We start from the raw sequence: 19,593 nt of genomic DNA, 5'->3' as shown, positions 1-19,593 counted from the left end.
TATGGAAGATAAAAATAAGACGATCAAGGAAACGCTCCAGGGCGCGGCGGATGCGGGAAAACGCAAGAAGCTGATCATTAAGAAGAAAGGGGACGAAGCACCTTCGTCACCTTCCGCCTCTGCATCTCCTAAAAAAGAAACGACGGCAGAATCCTCTGCTCCGTCCAAACCGGTGACACCGCTTCCTCCAAGAGGGGATTCCGGTCAATCGCCGATCGTTCGTCAGGCGCCTTCTTCTCAAAGAGAAGTCAAAAACGAAGAATCTCCGAGAAGACAACAAGATTCGCATCAGGGTTCTCCGCAGAGACCACCTCGCGATCCTCAAGGACAAGGTGGAGATTCTTCCAATCCTCCGTCTCCATCTCCTTTTCAAAAAGAAGATTCCAGCATTATCGTATCTAGACCAATCGCAAGACCGGCCCCTCGTCCGAATACGGGTGGTGGTTACCAAGGCAATCGTGGACCAGGACAAGGTGGCGGTTACCAAGGCGGAGGCGGCTATCAAGGTAGTCGTCCTCCGGGTCAAGGTGGTGGTTACCAAGGCAATCGCGGACCAGGCCAAGGCGGCGGTACGGGTTATCAAGGTAGTCGTCCCCCGGGTCAGGGTGGTGGTTACCAAGGCAATCGTGGACCAGGTCAAGGTGGCGGTGGCGGTTACCAAGGCAATCGGGGTCCAGGACAAGCTCCCGGACCGGGAAACCGTTTTGGCGGCAGTGGTCCGGGAAATCGTTCCGGCGGGCCGGGCGGACGTCCGATGCCGATTACTTCCGCAGAAGTGGAACTCTCTCAAGCAAGAGGAGCCGCCGGCGCGAGTAAGAAGAAGGGACACGACAAAGAGAAATCCTCCTCCGATAAGAGGGATTTTTCAGGCGCAGAGAACACCAAATTCTTCAAACAGAGATTCAAAAAGTCGAAGGTTGTGGGAATTTCCGGAATCTCCGTTCCTAAAGAAATTACTATATTAGAAAATGTTCAAGTAGGCGAACTCGCCAAAAAGATGAACCTGAAACCGGGAGACGTCATCGGAAAACTCATGAAAATGGGAATGATGGTGACGATCAACAATATCATCGACGCGGAAACCGCGGGCCTTTTGGCGGATGAATACGGTTGTAAGGTGAAAGTCGTTTCCCTCTACGAAGAGACGATCATCGAAGAAGAAAAAGACAGTCCTGAAGATTATATCAATCGTCCTCCGGTCGTTACCATCATGGGTCACGTCGACCACGGTAAGACCAAATTGTTGGATACGATTCGTACCAGCTCCGTGATCGACACCGAATCCGGTGGAATCACGCAACATATCGGTGCGTATCAGGTAAGAACCGCAAGAGGACTGATTACATTCTTGGATACCCCGGGTCACGAAGCCTTTACTTCGATGAGAGCGCGGGGAGCTAAGGTTACGGATATCGTAGTGTTGGTGGTTGCCGCAGACGACGGGGTCATGCCTCAGACTCTCGAGGCGATCAGTCACGCGAAAGCGGCCGAAGTTCCGATCATCGTTGCAATCAACAAAATCGATCTTCCTACCGCAAATCCGGATAAGATCATGCAAGAATTGGCCAACCACGGACTCCAAACGGAAGAATGGGGTGGGCAAACGATGTATGCCAAAATCTCCGCGAGAGAAAATATCGGCATCGATAAACTTTTAGAAATGATTCTTCTGCAAGCGGAAGTGATGGATCTCAAATCGAATCCGAAACGGAAAGCGAAAGGAACCATCATCGAAGCCAAACTCGATCCGGGTCGTGGATCCGTCGCAACGGTTCTCATTCAGAACGGAACCTTGCGCGTAGGTGATCCGTTTGTTGCGGGAATTTTCTCCGGTCGCGTTCGGGCGATGTACAACGATCTCGGTCAGTCGATCGAAGAAGCTGGACCTGCGTTTCCGGCACAGGTGACCGGTATCGACGGAGTACCTGACGCAGGAGCTCCGTTCGATGCGATGGCGGATGAAAAAGAAGCCAGAAATATTTCTCAACACAGAATCGAATTCGAAAGAATCGGAAACGCCGGCGCGGCCGCTGGATCCGCTTCAAAAGTCACTCTTGAAAATATGAATGAGTTCATCAAACAAGGCGCTTTGAAAGAACTCAAGGTGATCATCAAGGCGGACGTTCGCGGTTCTGCGGAAGCGATCAAGGAATCCTTGGAAAAACTTTCCACTCCGGAAGTGAAGTTGAACGTAATCCAATCGGGAGCCGGAGCAATCGTGGATATGGACGTGATGCTCGCATCCGCTTCGAACGCTCTCATCATCGGTTTCCACGTTCGTGCGAATCCGAAGACGATCGCTCTTGCCGAAAAAGAACAGGTTCAGATCAAGTATTACAATATCATCTATCAAGTTGTGGATGAAATCAAACTCGCGATGGAAGGACTTCTCGAACCCGAAAAGATCGAAGAAGTTATCGGAACCGCGGAGATCAGAGAAATTTTCAAAGTCTCCAAGGTCGGAAATATCGCGGGTTGTATGGTTACTTCCGGAAAAATCGCGAAGTCCGCCAATGTGCGCGTGATCAGCGAAGGTGTGATCAAGTTCGACGGGAAACTCAAATCTCTCAAACGGGTCAAAGACGACGTCAACGACGTGGTTTCCGGATTCGAGTGCGGGATTCAAGTGGACGGGTTTAACGATTTCAAATCCGGAGATATCATCGAAGCGTATAACGTTACCGTCATCAAGCGTAAGCTTGAGTAACAAGGTTAACGGACTGTGAATCCGATCCGAAGAAAAAAAATCGAAGCGGAAGCAGTTCGAACCGTAGCCATGATGATCCTTTCGGGGAAGGTAAAGGATCCGAGGGTGCATATGGTTTCCGTTCACAGAGCGGAAATCTCCGAAGACGGAAAGAACATGCGAATCTTTGTAACCGCGATCTGCACACCGAAAAAACAGATCAAGGTATTAGCCGGACTCAATAGCGCCGCGGGTTTGTTTCAGACGACGTTATCGGGAAAGTTAAGCTTAAGAATCGCACCAAGAATTCAATTCCTCTGGGATGAGGAATACATTCAGAGTTTGGATGAATCACTCAGACTTACCAGAAAACCAACCAATCCGGACTGATTCCGGATTCTTACTCATTCACAAACCCGAGGGAATGACTTCATCGGATCTTGTGGTGGTCGCACGTAAAAAACTCCGTTTAAAAAAAGTCGGTCATACGGGAACCCTGGATCGAGCCGCGAGCGGACTCATGATTCTTCCCATAGGAAGTTGTACGAGTTTTTCCAGCGTATTCTTAGAAAAAGAAAAATCCTACGAGGCCTGGGTAAAACCCGGAGAGTCCACTGACTCCGGAGACAAAGAAGGAGAGATCTTAGAATCCCTTCCCAAAGAACAGACCGCGGTCTGGTTCCAAGAAAATCAAAATCTCCTCAAAGAACTTTTCCTCCAGGTTCCGACTTGGGAAACGCAGGAAGCGCCGGAAGTTTCCGCTCTCAAAGTGAACGGAAGAAGAAGGTCCGACCTCTTTCGAGAAGGAGTGGCCTTGGTTCCCGCTGTTCGAAAAATTCGTGTTTATCAATTCGAACTCGGAGACTTTGGCGCAGACTCGATTCAATTTAAGATTCGGGTTTCTGCGGGCACGTATATCCGAAAGATCGTCATGGACATTTCCGATCGTGCGGGGTTTCCTCTGCGCCTCGAAAGACTGGTGCGCACGAGCATCGGAAAGATTCATTTGAATCAAGCGGATTCTTATGAGAACCTTTTGGAAGGGAAGGTCAAAATTCATCCTCCCGAGGCGATCTTAGAATTTCCAACCATGGAGATTCCCGGGACGGAAGTCCGAAACGTCCTCAATGGACGAAAAACGAAGTTGGAATGGATTCCTCCCACCGAATTTTTGCTCGTTTCCCCGGAAGGTGAGATTCTTGCGTGGTGTAAAAAGGAAGAACATGGAATTCATGAGTTAGATTATAAATATTTAAGAGTCTTCCCTAAAAATTAGCTTTAAAGGGGGGCCTATGACCTGAAAAATGGTAAAAAGGTATATTCACGATATGATAGCTACTGAACAGAAAAAAACAATTATCAGTAATTTTGCCCGTAAGGCGGGAGACACTGGTTCCACAGAAGTGCAAGTCGCTCTGATTGATGCGAGAATCAAAGAACTCAACGAACATTTTAAGTCCCACAAAAAAGATTTTCATTCCAAAACCGGTCTTTTAAGACTCGTGAGCAAAAGAAAGAAACTTCTGGACTATCTCAAAAGAACCGAACTAGACCGTTATAAAAAGCTGATCGAAACTCTCGGACTTCGTAAGTAAGCGAGTCCGCCATGACACATACAATTTCCGGCCAATACGGTCGTGATTCTATCGTTTTAGAAACCGGTAACTGGGCGAAACAAGCTCACGGGTCCGTAGTTTATAAGTCTGGTAATCTGGTTTTATTAGCCACCGTTTGTGCGGCCGATGACGCGAAAGAGGGACAAGATTTTTTCCCTCTTACCTGCGAATATACCGAGAAACTTTATTCCGTCGGTCGTTTTCCGGGCGGCTATTTCAAAAGAGAAGCCAAACCTCCTGAACACGAAATTCTCATTTCAAGAATCATAGACAGGCCGATTCGTCCCTTGTTTCCGGAAGGATATTTCTGCGAAGTGCAATTGCAAGTGCAGGTCCTTTCCGCGGACGGAGACGTTTCCGTAGCCGGACACGCGTTAAACGCCGCGAGCGCCGCATTAGCAGTTTCTGATATTCCGTTCAACGGTCCGATTGCGGGTGCGAGAATCGGAAGAATCAACGGGGAACTGATTCTCAATCCGACCACAAAAGAAATCGTGAATTCGGATTTGGATCTTGTCGTAGCCGGAACCAAAACCCATATCGTGATGATCGAAGGGGAAGCTAAAGAACTCAGCAATGAGGAAATGCTCGCCGCGCTTCGTTTCGCGCAAAAATACATCGCAGAATTCGTAACTCTTCAAGAAGAATACGCGAAAAAAATCGGCGTTGTCAAAAGAGAAGTGAAGCTCAGAAAAAAAGACGAAGAGCTTCTCGCGAAAGTGAAAGAATATGCTTTTGAAAAATTAAAAGCGGCAAATCAAACTTCCGATAAAACGTCTCGTAACAAAGAAATCTCGAACGTAAACAAAGAAGTCGTGGAATTCTTCAAACAAACCGTAGAAGAATCCGAGAAGATCAAAGATATCAAAACTTATCTTCACGAATTGGAATACGAGATCGTTCGCGAACAAGTTTTAACACAAGGAACTCGTTTTGACGGAAGAAAGTTAGACGAAATTCGTCCGATTTCAGTTGAAATCAATCCTCTTCCGGGTCCTCACGGATCTTCCGTTTTTACAAGAGGTCAAACCCAGTCTCTGGGAGTTGTGACTCTTGGGACCGGATCCGACAATCAGAGATACGAAACCCTCGAAGGACAAAAAGAGAAGTCCTTTATGCTTCACTATAACTTCCCTGCGTTTTCCGTAGGTGAGGTTCGTAGATCTTCCGGTCCTGGAAGAAGGGAAATTGGTCACGGGAATTTGGCGGAAAGAGCGTTGAAACTCGTTCTTCCAAAACCGGATGAATTCCCTTACGTGATTCGAGTTGTTTCCGAAATCTTAGAATCCAACGGTTCCAGTTCTATGGCGTCGGTTTGTTCCGGTTCTCTCGCGCTGATGGCGGCGGGTGTTCCGATCAAGGGTAGCGTTTCCGGAATCGCGATGGGACTTTTCTCTGACAATTCCGGAAAGTTCGCGGTTCTCTCCGATATCGCAGGTCTTGAGGATCATTTCGGCGATATGGACTGCAAAATTGCGGGAACCAGAAAAGGGATCACCGCATTCCAGATGGACTTGAAAGTTACCGGAGTGAGTTTCGACGTTCTTGAAAACGTTTTTACTCAGGCTCAAAAAGGTAGATTCCATATTCTTGATATTATGGAGAAACATATCGCCAAGGCCGCGGATCATCTTGCGGGAACCGCTCCGAGAATCATCGTGAGAAATATTCCTAAAGATAGAATCGGGGAATTGATCGGCCCCGGCGGTAAGAACGTTCGTGGTATCAGCGAACTCACGGGTGCAGAACTCTATATCGAAGACGACGGTCGCGTAACGATTTCCGGTGCGAACCAAGAGTCGGCGGAGAAAGCCGCGAAGATGGTCGATGGATTCTTTACCGAAGTAGAAGTAGGAAAGATCTACGAAGGCAAGGTGAAACGGATCGCCGACTTCGGAGCCTTTGTCGAAATTCTTCCCGGAAAAGAAGGTCTCTGTCATATCTCTAAGATCGATTTTAAGAGAGTCAATTCCGTTAAAGATATCGTAAAGGAAGGAGATATCATCCGTGTGAAAGTCCTCAACGTGGACAAAACCGGAAAGATTGATCTTTCCAGAAAAGACGCGCTCGAAGAAGAGCAAGTTTAGAATTTCAAAACGCCCTTGGAGCAAGAACCTTCACAGCAAGTCTATAGGAAAGTTCTTCCCGGGGGCATCACGGTCCTCTTTCAAAAAGCTCCTCATACAGTCAGTGTCTCCGCCGGCGTTTTTGTCCGAGTCGGTTCCAGACATGAATCTCCGAAGAACGCAGGCTATTGTCATTTTTTAGAGCATATGCTCTTCAAAGACACGGAGAAACGCTCCGCAAAAGAACAAGCGGAAGACATCGAACGAGTCGGCGGTTTTACAAACGCGGCGACTTCCAGAGAATATACTTACTTTCACGTTACCGTAGCCGGTAAACACCTGGATCTGGGATTAGAATTGTTATCCGAAATGATCTACGAGCCTCTGCTCAAACAATCGGATATCGAAAACGAGGCAGGTGTGATCTTGGAAGAACTCCAAGGTTATGAAGATTCTCCGGAAGATTATATCCACGACTTTTACTATCAGAACTTTTTTCCAAAGAATCCTTTGGGTCGAGACATCATCGGAACAAGGGAATCCATTTCCAAGGTGAGTCATAAGAGTCTATTAGAATTCTATGATACGAATTACCACACCGAAAATATGTTTCTTTCGATTTCCGGTAACTTCGAACCGGATGAAATTTTTTCCATCGCTGGAAAATACTTCAGCAAAACAAGGAAGAAAAAGAAAGAAGGAAACGATCTGATTCTTCCCAAAAAAAAATGGGGATACTTTCCAAAAAAGAAAAAGTTGGAACAGGTTTATTTTATTTTGGGCGGCGAGGGTTTTCAAAGAGAGTTTCACAACGCTTCCAAAGCGAGTTTGTTTACTCATATCTTAGGCGGTGGAACTTCTTCCCGACTTTTTCAAAGGGTGCGAGAAGAGAAGGGACTCTGTTATCAGATTACCGCTTATCCTTCTTCTTACGCGGATGTCGGAATCAATAGTATCGTTTGTTCCACTTCGAAAGACAAATTCATTACTTGTATGGAAACCATCTCCGACGAACTCAAATCGATCCTGGACCAGGGCATCACGGAAAAAGAACTGCGAGACGCCCAGACCAACCACGAGGGAACGCTATCCATCAGCTACGAGCAAACGGAATCTCGAATGAATACGATCGCTCTGATGGAACTCTACTACGGAAGAAATTATTCTTACGAAGAAAGGGTGAAGGAAATCTATTCGATTACTCTGGACGATCTCAACGAGTTTGCAAAATCAGTTTTTGGAATTCCAAAACTCCATTTGTCCGCTCTTGGTAATCTTGGAGTCAAAGAAGAAAAAGCGGTTCAGAAACTTTTTTCTCTTTGATTCTATCTCTAAGATTCTCTCGATTTCAATTTATTTTCTTAAAATCGAAATTGAAATGTTTCGCGGCTTTAACCTATTTGCGGCTTCTTGAATTTCGGAAATGGTTCGCCGGTAGATCTGAGAAATTTGCCCGTGGTTGTTGCGGAGTTCGAGTCTCTTTCGAAGTTCGCGTAGCTCCCCAAGAACAAAGGTTTCCACTTGCCCACCGATAGGCTCAGATACGAATTACGTTTCTAGGATGAATACTTTTGCTGAGATTGGAAATGTAGCTGTTTTGGTCGTCGCAAATTGTGCTTTCGTGAAATTCGTAAAATTCCAAGTTAGACGACATGGTGCGCAATGGATTATAAATCGGACCTTCTTGATTCAGAAATAATAGGGGAAGATTCTGAATACAATGACTTATTCGGTGAGGCCGGTATTTTAAGTGACCATCAAGAACACGTTAGGAAGTTTATAGACCTGCTCTGGTCAAATTACAAGCATCTCGCCGATCTGAAATTTCGAACACAAATACGTTCTAAATTTCATTCGTGTTATTTTGAGATGTATTTAGCAAATTGTCTTCTCGCGAACAAAGCTTATACTTTAAGTAGTTCCGATTTTGGACCAGATATATTCATCAAAGAGTTGGATACTTGGATTGAGTGTGTGAGCGCTACTAATGGAGATCCAAATAATCCGGATAGCGTTCCAGAAGATATTTGCTATGATCCAAATGACTCTTCAACCTGGAAAGCAGAGGATGTTCCAGATAAAAAAATCATATTAAGATACACTAATTCGTTCTTCGAAAAACAAAAGAAAATAGTGGGATACATAAATTCAGGGCAAATAAAACGTGATCAGCCCGTGATAATTGCCATTAGTGGCGCAAAAGTATCAAGTGCAAGAACAGAGCAAGGATATCCTAGAATCCTGGGTGCGCTTTTCCCAATTGGAGACAGATATATCACATACGATAAGAATACCATGGAAGTTGTAAAAGAGGGAATTCGCTATTCAGACGCTATCAAGAAGAATAACGAGTCATTAGTCGATAAACTTGCCTTTGCTTCCGCAAAGTATGATTTTATTACAGGAGTTATTTTTTCTCTGCACGATGTATGGAATCACGAATGCTTGAGCAAATTGGGAGCCGATTTAATCTATATTCCAAATCCGTTCGCGAAAAATTTGCTTCCAGCTAATTTTCTTGGAGTAGGTCGATATTGTGAGATTTGCTTTCAGGAAAATGAATTCGAAATTATTACTCATACTTGTTAGGAGACCATTTCGCGTCTTACTTCGACTTGCTCGGGCACTTCGACATTTGCTATCTCTGTCTAACCTGGCCACCTGCACTTCGATTGGAACTAAGGCTCGCTTTCCGCCCCGTTATATTTTCTCGCGTCATTTATCTGTCTTGCATATGCAAGGCACGTCCCAGTTTCTTTGGGTTGTGGACCGTTGCTACGAAGACAGAGTGAACCATCGGTCGATTCTAACTTGACATATACATATTTTACTGCTATCTTCAGGGAAACAAATGCTGAAATGGTTTAACGATTTTCTAATAGAATATGTCAAACATGCCGTACTCAATTTAGGGCAGGCCTTACAAGGAATTAGGTATATTTATTCCCATCCGAAGGTCGACAAAATTGTGGATCGCGGCTCCCTCCGGCATTTTTTGTTTTCATTCGTCATGAGGGCGAAGCTGATTTTGAACGATTTATTCTTCTCGATATTGCCTCCTCATTGGCATCATTCACCGGACGAAATCAAAGCGTTTCATGGGATATCTTTGTTGAGATGGTTTCAATATGGATATTGTGCTTGGCGCTTTTCTGATTCAGGCGCGTTAAAGACTTTGGATGGAACGGAAGATAAAAGATGGGACCCAAGATGTGACGACTGACCCTTTGCGTTCTAAGTTCTTATCTCTTCTTTTCTCTGAAGCATCCATTCGATTTTCGCCCGATGGAATCCTATAACGGGTCGCTATTCGCGCCTTACTAAGTAGTTACAGAAGTTGCTTCTTTGTGTTCATTTTCTACAGAAGGCCATTCTGATTTTTTAGAACGGATTGAAAGAGGAAGCCACAAATTTTAAATTTGGATCTAGAAAATCTTCCGAAAAAAAAGCCAACTTGCCTGTGGACTCAAGCTGATGTTTCTTTACTGTGTTTTGCGGGAAGGGAAGAGCTTGAAAAATTGATTCGTATCAATTCTATCTTTTCTTTTTAGAATACCGTAATGTGAACGTATTTACCAAATTTGTTACAAGTATAACTTTACCCAGAATCTATTTCCTCTTACCGCTTTTTTTTGAGGACTCGCTGTTTGCATTGGTACAAATGGTCAATCGCATGCACATTGCACTTTTTGACTTTGATTTGCGGGCCATAGCTACGCCGACTCAAACCTCGCCCAATCCCTTCACACAGCAACACTCTGAGAAGCAAAGGTCGACTGACGTTTTTTGCTGGGGTCGTTGTAGAAACTGCGACACTGGACGTCCATCGCAATTCTACGAAGTTCGCCTAAACGCACTATTCGAATTAGAATCGAGTTATCTTTGCATTGTACTTTTACCCGGGATGCATCTCAAAATCTACTTCATTAAAAGATTGTTGGGAACGTTTCTTTTAGAAACATGGAAATCTCTTTCTTGCTAAAAAGTATCTAGAAGAGAAGGGTGAAAAAATGAAAATTTCAGTGAAAAAAATAAAACCGAATGCGGAGCTTCCATCACTACAGACGACTCATTCCGCAGGATACGATGTGCACGCCTGTCTGGATTCGAATCTGATCCTCGAACCAGGAAAGGTTTTTCTGATTCCCACTGGACTTTCTTTCGCAATTCCCCCGGAATACCATTTTGAAATTCGTCCTAGATCCGGTTTTTCAACAAAGAATCGAATTCTGATTCCGAATTCTCCCGGGACGATCGATAGCGACTACCGAGGCGAACTGATGATTCCTCTTCTTAATTTGGGAGATTCTCCTTTCGTTGTCGAACACGGGATGAGAATTGCTCAACTACTCATTCGTAGAACCTGGTATTCGGAATGGGAACTCGTCGAAGAATTTTCGGACCAGACGGAAAGAGGCGCGGGCGGATTTGGTTCAACGGGCGCCTAACGTTCTTTTTTAAAGTCACGTAAGTTTTTTTGTAGCTTCAAAAGAAAAAATCGGAAATCCTAAACCGGTATTTATTGTTTCTTCGAGACCTTTGCTTTTGAAAGAATGGAACGATTCTCAATGCGGCGAATGGAAGAAGAAAACGATTTTTCTCGATCGTTTCCTATTCTAAGAATCGGATTGGGATCCGGAATTTTTTCCGGATCCTTGATTCTCGAAGTAAAACGAGATCGATCGGATCTTATTTTGTTCTTTTTTGCGATACCCTTTGCAGGCGGCGGTTTTGGGATCGCGTTTCTCTGGATTTTACGCGCTTATCCGAAAATCTAAATGGAATCCTCTCGAAAATATTGTTTCTTTTTTTGACGATCCTTGTTTTTTATTTTTTCATTCGTTCCTAATATATTATCATATTAGAATATAATCAATAATAAAAATTCGGTTTCGGAGTTGATAGAAGATGATCTGGAATACTTGATTCTTCTCACCTTCTCCTCCATTTTAGAGATTTTAATTTTGGAAATTTTTCTCGGAGAAGAACTCGCTCCGGATCGAAACGAAATACGTCTTATTCTCCATTTTCCTCTGTTTGTCCGTCTTCGTCCGGAGCAAGAATGGACCTGGTCGATAGCAATGGGCTTGAAAATTTTGGACGATTCGTCATCGGAATTCATCCAAAACCAGGATTTGACGATCGGCTTTGTCTTTTTTTTCGGGCATCTAAATATCGGACTCTACGCGGTTCGTTTGTTAGAGAAGATGCGGCAAAACGAAGGATCGATGCAATTCGATTACGAGGTGAAAAGTGAAGGATAAAAACAAATATCTTCTGGACTGTTATCAAGCCGCCTTTGGAACGAGTATTCCGTCTCTTCTGAGTGAAAGAATTCTTAGCGGTGAATTTATCAATTTTTCTAAAAAGAATTTCTTACAAGAAGAATCGAATCGGCTTTTCGAAGTGGATTTGATCAAGAATTTTGAAAGACCGATCGGAGGTCTTGTGGACCAAAGTATTCGAATCGCAATCGCGGAAGGACTCAACACGGATGAACCGATCGCATTCGCCGAATTGAAGCCTGCCTTTGAGGAAGATAATTTTATCTATAATTTCGTTCTTTTCCCCGTGTATGATTCCGAAGATCCTTGCGCAGTTTATCTCCTGAAACACAAGGGAAACCTCGGCGACGAATTTGAAGATGAAGACGAGGATGGAAACGAGATTCGTGTCGAAAGCGACCTCGAATTCGAGATGCGGCCGGTTTTCGATTCCTTGGCTGATTGCTTTTTTACCTTGGAAAAAATGTAATGTTTATCATAACTCGATTTTTTTTGGCGACTTAGAGTCTACTTTAAGTGCAAAAGTAGCTTTCGTTTTTAATTCCGACTCCGATGAAAACTGTCTAATTTCTATAGAAACCGGAGTTATAGAATTGAATGGAAACGTTGTTAAAAGGTAAAAGAGCTCTTGTTACGGGCTCCACGGCAGGAATCGGATTCGCGATCGCAAAACAACTGCTAAACGAAGGTGCAATCGTATTCATCAACGGAAGAACGGAATCGAGAGTAGATCAAGCGATTGAACAACTGAAAAAAGAGATCCCAAACGCGGATGTAAAAGGTTTGATTGCCGACTTCGGAAAAAAACAAGAAATTGATTCGATTCTTAAGGAATTACCAGAGGTAGATATTCTCATAAATAATGTGGGGATTTTTGAACCGAAAGACTTTCTCGAAATTCCGGATGAAGACTGGTTTCGTTTTTTGGAGATTAATTTATTAAGCGGAGTTAGGCTTTCAAGATTCTATCTCCCGAAAATGTTGAAGAAAAATTGGGGAAGAATTCTTTTTATTTCAAGCGAATCCGGAGTTCAAATTCCTGAAGAGATGATTCACTATGGCGTTACGAAAAGCGCACAGATTTCACTCGCGAGAGGACTCGCCGAACTTACAAAGGGAACTAACGTTACCGTCAATTCCGTTCTTCCGGGGCCAACTCGTTCCGAAGGTGTGGGAGGGTTTATTGAAAATCTCGCTAAGAATCAAAACGTTTCAACAGAAACCGTAGAGAACGATTTTTTTAAAAACGCTCGTCCATCTTCTCTTCTTCAAAGATTTGAAAGTGTCGACGAAATCGCGAATTTGGTCACGTATCTTTCGAGTCACTTGTCCTCCGGCACGAATGGCGCGGCGATGCGCGTAGACGGCGGAGTTGTAAAGTCGGCGTTTTAAATATGAAGTTGAGTGTTTTAGATCAATCACCTCTTCGCAAAGGAGGTTCCGCGAGACAGGCCGTTTTGGAAACGATTGAACTCGCTAAGTTAGCGGATGAACTCGGCTATACCCGATATTGGGTATCAGAACATCATAATATTCAAGGACTCGCCGGTTCTACGCCGGAAGTTTTGATCTCTCATCTTGCCGGAGTGACGAAAAAGATTCGGGTCGGCTCGGGAGGTGTGATGCTTCCGAACCACAGTGCGCTAAAAGTCGCTGAGAATTTTAGAATGTTGGAAACTCTGTTTCCCGGAAGAATCGACTTAGGTTTAGGAAGAGCCTCGGGGAGCGATCGACTGACAGCATCGATTTTAAATCCGGGAGCTCAATTTGTTCGAAACGATTTCGGACAACAACTCTTAGATCTACAATGTTTTCTAACCGATCGCGCTGAGGAAGATTCGATTCAGACGAAGGTAAAAGCGATTCCGAAGGCAGATACGGTGCCGGAATTGTGGATTCTTACTTCGAGCGGTGAGAGTGGCCTTCTTGCGGCTCATTTCGGATTAGCACTTTCTTTTGCGCATTTTATCAACCCTATAGGTGGACCCAATGCAGTGAAAGCATATAGAGAGCGGTTTCGTCCGTCCGAAACATTAGCTTTCCCGAATGCAAGCTTGGGCATTTTTGTCCTCTGTGCAGAGACGGAGAAAAAAGCAGAAGAATTACAAGCGGTAATGGATCGTCAATTGTTGAACATCGGAAAAGGAATCAGCGAGGGAGTGACGTCTTACGAAGAAGTGATTCAAACTGAATATTCCGACTTTGAAAAAGCGGTGATTCTTCAGAATCGTGGAAGGATGGTTGCCGGAACTCCCGATAAAGTTAAGGAAGATATCATTCGACTAACAAAAGAATACGAAGTAGAAGAGGTTGTCGTGACGACGATCACTTTTGACTTTGAAGATAGACTTCGTTCTTACCGTCTTCTTGCAAACGCCTTTGATCTAAAGCCGGCAGTTTCTATTTAATAAAGTTTCAGTTCTTTTTCGGATTCCAAAATTCTTTCTTTTATCTATTGATAAAATCATACGCGATTTCTTTGTATCGGAGAAAATGCGTTTTTGAAAGAAGGATGGATCGCGCCTACAAGAGGAGATTCTTAAATGCTTCATGAAGGCGAGGGAATTGAGAAAGGATTTTTCTGGTACAATATTCCAGAGTTTGATATTAAAGGAGAAAGGTTATTTCTGAAATCGTCTCCGGATACGGATTTCTGGCAATGGACACATTACGGTTTTCAAAGGGACACTGGTCATTGTCTGCTTAAACCCATTGACTACGATTTTTCGATGTCGGTAAGAACCGAATTTTTTCCAAAGAATCAATATGATCAGTGCGGATTGATCGTAAGGATCGACTCAGAAAATTGGATCAAAACATCGGTAGAATTTGAGAATCCAAGACATTCCCGTTTGGGCTCGGTCGTTACGAATTTCGGATACTCGGATTGGCGACCATTGATATTCGTTCCGAGATTCATTCTTTATGGTATCGAATTCAGAGTAAAGGGAATGATTTCTTATTAGAATATTCTGAAAATGGAATAGAATGGAATCAGCTAAGAATTACTCATTTACATTCAACGGAAAAAAGTTTGCAAGTGGGAATCTACGCCTGTAGCCCGATGGATCGTTCGTTTGAATGCATTTTTGATCGGTTTTGTTTGGAAGCTTCGGAATGGATGGTTTGATTTTAGTAAACTTTCACTTTCTTAGAGATATTTTTTTGACGGTTTGTATTGGATTGATCGTTTCTTTTTTTGAAGTAATTTTTGCTTCTCAAAAAAATTCGATTCTACGTTTTGAAAGATTCACACAATGTTGGAAACGATCGGTTCACTGAGGAGGCGCATTGCGCTAAAGGAAAATTCCAAAGACTTCTGATTGTCGTGATTTTATCCCAATGCGTTTTTTTCGTTCCTACGGTTTGCGACGGAACGAATCTTTTCATTTTGATTGTTCGGAATTCTGGTGACCTAGGGCGAAGTTCGCCTAAACGCGGGAAAGGCAGTCTTGTGAGAAATCATCCCTTTTTGTAATAGCTCCTACACTTTGTATTTTTACGAATGAGTTCTATTGTGCGATTTGGGCGCTTTTTGGTCTAAGGGCGTTTCTACGAAGTTCGCCTAAACGCGGGAGAACGAGATTTTCGAAAAAGAATGCCTTCTGTAATAGCTCCTACACTTTGTATTTTTACGAATGAGTTCTATTGTGCGATTTGAGCGCCTTTGGGTCTAAGGGCGTTTCTACGAGGTTCGCCTAAACGCGGGAGAGCGAGTCTTGTGAGAAATCATCCCTTTTTGTAATAGCTCCTACACTGGACCGTTTTTACGAATGAGTTCTATTGTGCGATTTCGGCGCCTTTTGGTCCAAAGGCGTTTCTACGAAGTTCGCCTAAACGCGGGAGAGCGAGATTTTCGAAAAAAAATCTCCTATGTAATAGCTCCCACATTCTCCTCTTTTCGGAAATTCGCTTGTTCGAGCAAAAGTCAAAAATACGACCTCTTACGCAATGTGATAACTGAATGGTGGAGAATGGATTCTCCCCAAAAAAAGATTTACCAACTTCATCTTAGGATTCTCCTTTCTTCCCGAGAATCTCAAAATTGTTTCCCCAACTTCTTAGAAAGAAAGATCCCTTGAGAAGGAGGAGTACTTCCGGAAGAACCCTTTTCAAAAACCCAAAAAAAATCAAAAATTAAGTCTCTTTTCTTTTTCTGAGCAGTTTCCGATACAAATAGCATGGAATCCAAAGACCTCAAACCAGCCTGGAATTTACAGAATGGAAAGAAGATTCTTCCCTATGTCCTCCTTTTTTCCGGGATTATTCTTACCCTTTCCTTGGGATCCTTCGACGCAGGAGAGCAAGGGATTCAAAATAACTTCTTTGGAAGACTCGGATTCTATCTTTCTTACGGAATGTTCTTTATGTTCGGAGCCGCTTCGTTTCTTCCCGGACTTTTTGCGATCGGGCTCGGATCCCTTCGTCTTGTGAAAGACGAGTTTGACTTAACGAACAGACTCTTCTCGCTTCCCGTTTTCTTATTCTGTTTTACGGTTACTCTTCAAGTGACTGGGCATGTTTCTACGATTCCTTTTGCTTCTCAGGGAGGATTCGTTGGACAATTACTTTCTTCGGGACTGGAATTCATCTTCGGTTCGACGGGAAAAATTCTTATCCATCTTGTTTTCTATTTCTATGGATTCATACTTTTGTTAAACGAATCGCCTCTCCATTTTTTAGGAAGAGTTCTTGGAACGGCGGGAGCAAAATACAGAGAAGGATTTCAATCCGGTTTCGGAAAGGGAGGGGCGACTCTTGGAAGTCTCTTTCAATCTGCGGTAGAGAAAATTCAAAAAAAAGAAACCAGTCCTCCTTGGTTTGCCTCCCTCAACAGCGGAGACCATTCTCCAGAGGAACTCTTTCAACAAATGAATTCTCATAAAAAAAGTTCACGAAGAATCGAACCATCCCCTTTGCAGACGGCTCTTCATTCTACTTTTGGAAAAGAGGGGAGACTCTCGGATCTTCTCTCGAAAGTGGACTCCGGATCTCTCGTCTCTCAGGAAAGTTCCAGAATTCGTTTTCAGAATCAAGGCGCTTTCTCCGGAAATTTCGAGGAAGAAGGAAAGGTCTTTCGTTTTCAATCCGTCTCTTCTTCACTTTCCGAAAAGATCAGAGAGGAGAAGCGTTTTCAAGAATCCTCTTCCAGTTGGGAAATAATAGATTTCCGAACTTCGGAAACAGCTAACCCCTTCACAAAAAAAGAAAGGACGATCGCGATCGTATCTCCTCCGAAAAAAGAGGAAACTTTTCCTTCTTTGGAAAAAGAAGAAGAATGGATTGAAGATTCTTCAGAAGAAGTGAGAGAAGAACTTTATGAGGAAACGATGGGCGAGGAAGAATCGGATGAAGAAGAATCAGACGAATCTTCGGTAGAGGCTCTGGAAGAATCCTTTGAAGAAATTGAGGAAGTGGAAGAGTTTGGGGAGGAGAAAAAATTCGTTCCCCTTTCTCCGATCGAGAAGGTGGTTCCAAGTTTTGAAAAGAAAGAACCTAGGTTGGAACAGACACTCCCTTTTCCTCCGGTGACATTGATCCCGGAAGTAAAGTCGAAACGTTCCATCTATCACGTTCCTCTTAAGAGTTTGAAGACGACGACTACAAAGATTCAAGATCCTCTTTTTAAGATCGAATCTGATAAGGTCGCAAGGAAGATCGAGGAGATCATTCGTCAATACGGATACGAATCCCAGGTTGTTTCTATGGAAAGAGGGCCAATCATCACTCGTTACGAACTCACACCTCCACCCGGAGTAAAGCTCGGAAGAATCACTTCTCTTGCGGACGAGCTCCGTCTTTATCTCGCGGTGAAAAACATTCGGATCGTTGCACCGATTCCTGGAAAATCCACGATCGGGATTGAAGTCCCGAATACGATTCGAGAAGACGTCTTTCTCGGAGACATTCTCCATCAAAATCTAAGCCTGAGACCGAAGAAGGATCTTTCGATTCTCATAGGAAAGGATATTTCCGGAAAGTTAGTCAGCATTGATCTCAATAAATTACCGCACCTCCTCGTAGCGGGAACGACTGGTTCCGGAAAATCGGTATGTTTGAATTCTATGATCTCTTCGCTTGTCGTTCATCTTTCCCCGGAAGAAGTTCGTTTTATCATGATCGATCCGAAGATGGTGGAGCTTACGCTCTACGAAGACATTCCTCATCTTCTTATGCCCGTGATTACCGATCCGAAAAAAGCGACTCGCGCGCTGGCATGGGCGATCCAAGAAATGGAAGCACGTTATCATTCGGTCTCGAAACTCAAGTGTAGAGATTTTAAAACCTATAACGAGAAAGTGGAGCAGGGCGCTCACAGAGATGGTTACAAGAAGATGCCTTATATCGTGATCTTCATAGACGAGCTTGCGGATCTGATGATGGTTTCCGGAAAAGATCTCGAAGACGCGATCACGAGAATCACACAGAAGTCTCGTGCGGTCGGAATCCATTTGATCATGGCGACACAACGTCCTTCCGTCGATGTGATCACAGGTCTTATCAAAGCAAACTGTCCTGCGAGAATGGCGTTCCATGTTGCGCAGAAGACGGATTCTAAAATTATCTTGGATCAAAACGGAGCGGAATCTCTTCTCGGAAAAGGGGACTTTCTTTATAAGTCTCCGACCGCCGCCGATCTCGTGAGAATCCAATCTCCTTATGTTTCCGAAGAAGAAATAGAGAAGATCGTGGAAGAAGCGAGGAAGTTTGGAAAACCTTCCTATGTGGATTTCGATCTGGATGAGGAACCGGAGAGCGCGACGATCGATGAAGAAGACGAAGAACTCTTTGAACAGGCTTGGGAGATCGTTCGTTCGGATCGGAAAGCCTCCGCGAGTTATCTTCAGAGGAGGATGAGGATCGGTTATAATAAGGCCGCTCGTCTTATGGAACTCATGGAAGAACGCGGATACGTGAGCGCACAGATCGGCTCGAAGGGAAGAGAGATTCTTAAGTAAAGGGAATTTTTCGGAAAACGGTCCGGGGAGTTCCAACAAAGGACGCATGCCTTGATGGAACGGGTTTCCAGGCACTCAGTAGATCGTGCTTTGGAGGGGGAAAAGTCCCCCTCGCTCCAGCCGCTCCGCGTCTTTCGCTACCCCCTTTCCGGGAAATTTTCCGGAAAAAAGCCCGGACCCTGTCTCTTTGAAAGAGTCGATGTAGGAGCTACAACTTTAAATTGACTCTTCTCAGTCAGAGAAAGGATAAAGAGGATTTCAATGATCCGAAAAAAAGAAAGTATCTCTCGGTACGCATTGTAAGACTCGAGAAATCCTCTTTTTGCAAAGATCGAGTTGAAGAATATATCTGTAATTCTTATGAAAGGTTGGAACTCCTTTGTTCATCGTATTTACGATTGAATCTCCGACCTTCAACTCTTCCAGATACAAAAGGTAATTGAAGAGAAAACAGCGAGAGACCCCATGAGATTGTGCGAAGATTCCCAATAAGGCCCAGCTTTCCTCGCTCATACGAACATTGATTTTCTTCATTTTTTCTTCCCTGGACTCAATTGGTACAAAGTAGTGGATGCCCTCTTTCCCAAACGACGTGTCGTGGAGAGATACTTTCCGTAACGTTTCAGGAGAACCGGAATTCTCTTTGGAAGAATTCTCCTTTCTCTCTGCGGATAACGAAGCAATGTATTCTCCGGAATCAGCAAGGTTACGACGTTCGTCTTTTTTTGCGGTAGATGTGATTGGATCCGATGATCCCCATTGAGTTGCAATATTCCCATACCTTTTACGGTTCTTCGGAGAGGCTTGGGAGTAGGTTTTCTTCAAAAAAAATCGAGATTCGGGAAATATTCTTTTTTCTCCGGTTCCCCTCAATGGAGAATTTACCGTTCGACCTCAAACTGTAGGAACTCTCACAACCGAACTCTTTCGGCAAAATTCCCTTCAGAAGAACTGCGCCCGACCTTGGACTCAGCCACCCTG

General features: G+C 44.0%; 16 protein-coding genes and 1 pseudogene. 16 read left to right on the top strand and 1 reads right to left on the bottom strand.

The genetic code is table 11. The annotated features are described in order from the left end of the window. Position 1 precedes the first annotated feature (1 nt). The 16 genes from infB to DLM75_RS20890 all read left to right on the top strand — a co-directional run bounded on the left by infB (position 2) and on the right by DLM75_RS20890 (position 18,612). On the top strand, positions 2-2,707 hold the full coding sequence (infB, locus tag DLM75_RS20970; protein WP_118970451.1) for a translation initiation factor IF-2: 2,706 nt from the start codon (positions 2-4) through the stop codon (positions 2,705-2,707). A 15-nt stretch (positions 2,708-2,722) separates the two neighbouring features. Beyond that, positions 2,723-3,076, top strand: a complete 354-nt coding sequence (gene rbfA, locus DLM75_RS20965) for a 30S ribosome-binding factor RbfA (protein WP_118970450.1) — start codon at positions 2,723-2,725, stop codon at positions 3,074-3,076. Continuing rightward, positions 3,033-3,962, top strand: coding sequence for a tRNA pseudouridine(55) synthase TruB (gene truB, locus DLM75_RS20960; RefSeq protein WP_118970449.1), 930 nt, complete (start codon positions 3,033-3,035; stop codon positions 3,960-3,962). Before rbfA ends, truB begins: the two co-directional genes overlap by 44 nt. A 52-nt stretch (positions 3,963-4,014) precedes the next feature. Further along, a complete protein-coding gene (gene rpsO, locus DLM75_RS20955; RefSeq protein WP_069609165.1) occupies positions 4,015-4,281 on the top strand; it encodes a 30S ribosomal protein S15 in 267 nt (88 codons plus the stop codon). 11 nt (positions 4,282-4,292) lie between these two features. Continuing rightward, positions 4,293-6,389, top strand: coding sequence for a polyribonucleotide nucleotidyltransferase (gene pnp, locus DLM75_RS20950; RefSeq protein WP_118970448.1), 2,097 nt, complete (start codon positions 4,293-4,295; stop codon positions 6,387-6,389). Between the two features lie 15 nt (positions 6,390-6,404). Continuing rightward, entirely contained in the window at positions 6,405-7,691 is a 1,287-nt protein-coding gene (locus DLM75_RS20945; RefSeq protein ID WP_118970447.1) for a M16 family metallopeptidase, read from the top strand. Positions 7,692-8,030: 339 nt separating this feature from the next. Further along, positions 8,031-8,957, top strand: coding sequence for a hypothetical protein (locus DLM75_RS20935; protein ID WP_118970445.1), 927 nt, complete (start codon positions 8,031-8,033; stop codon positions 8,955-8,957). Positions 8,958-10,378: 1,421 nt separating this feature from the next. Beyond that, complete coding sequence (dut, locus tag DLM75_RS20925) at positions 10,379-10,816, top strand: dUTP diphosphatase (protein WP_118970443.1); 438 nt, start codon at positions 10,379-10,381, stop codon at positions 10,814-10,816. A 120-nt stretch (positions 10,817-10,936) separates the two neighbouring features. Continuing rightward, positions 10,937-11,146, top strand: coding sequence for a hypothetical protein (locus tag DLM75_RS20920; RefSeq protein WP_118970442.1), 210 nt, complete (start codon positions 10,937-10,939; stop codon positions 11,144-11,146). A 120-nt stretch (positions 11,147-11,266) separates the two neighbouring features. Further along, positions 11,267-11,632, top strand: coding sequence for a hypothetical protein (locus DLM75_RS20915; RefSeq protein ID WP_118970441.1), 366 nt, complete (start codon positions 11,267-11,269; stop codon positions 11,630-11,632). Next, the gene (locus tag DLM75_RS20910) at positions 11,622-12,122 is read left to right on the top strand and encodes a hypothetical protein (protein ID WP_118970440.1); all 501 of its coding nucleotides are present in this window, start codon (positions 11,622-11,624) and stop codon (positions 12,120-12,122) included. The genes DLM75_RS20915 and DLM75_RS20910 overlap by 11 nt, the downstream gene beginning before the upstream one ends. Before the next feature lie 128 nt (positions 12,123-12,250). Continuing rightward, the gene (locus tag DLM75_RS20905; RefSeq protein ID WP_118970439.1) at positions 12,251-13,045 is read left to right on the top strand and encodes an SDR family NAD(P)-dependent oxidoreductase; all 795 of its coding nucleotides are present in this window, start codon (positions 12,251-12,253) and stop codon (positions 13,043-13,045) included. A gap of 2 nt (positions 13,046-13,047) precedes the next feature. Continuing rightward, on the top strand, positions 13,048-14,061 hold the full coding sequence (locus DLM75_RS20900; protein ID WP_118970438.1) for an LLM class flavin-dependent oxidoreductase: 1,014 nt from the start codon (positions 13,048-13,050) through the stop codon (positions 14,059-14,061). A gap of 135 nt (positions 14,062-14,196) precedes the next feature. Then, complete coding sequence (locus DLM75_RS20895; RefSeq protein WP_206610869.1) at positions 14,197-14,619, top strand: DUF1349 domain-containing protein; 423 nt, start codon at positions 14,197-14,199, stop codon at positions 14,617-14,619. Further along, complete coding sequence (locus DLM75_RS25125; protein ID WP_206610868.1) at positions 14,541-14,783, top strand: DUF1349 domain-containing protein; 243 nt, start codon at positions 14,541-14,543, stop codon at positions 14,781-14,783. Before DLM75_RS20895 ends, DLM75_RS25125 begins: the two co-directional genes overlap by 79 nt. Before the next feature lie 1,051 nt (positions 14,784-15,834). Next, positions 15,835-18,612, top strand: a complete 2,778-nt coding sequence (locus DLM75_RS20890) for an FtsK/SpoIIIE family DNA translocase (protein WP_118970437.1) — start codon at positions 15,835-15,837, stop codon at positions 18,610-18,612. A 258-nt stretch (positions 18,613-18,870) separates the two neighbouring features. Here the strand turns inward: DLM75_RS20890 and DLM75_RS20885 are convergent. Beyond that, positions 18,871-19,391 (bottom strand): annotated as a pseudogene (locus tag DLM75_RS20885) (DUF1564 domain-containing protein). Between the last annotated feature and the right edge of the window lie 202 nt (positions 19,392-19,593).

Source organism: Leptospira stimsonii (genome assembly GCF_003545885.1).
Classification (GTDB): Bacteria; Spirochaetota; Leptospiria; order Leptospirales; family Leptospiraceae; genus Leptospira; species Leptospira stimsonii.
Note: the sequence above shows the minus strand (reverse complement) of the source record. Positions and strands in the feature narration are given on the sequence as shown.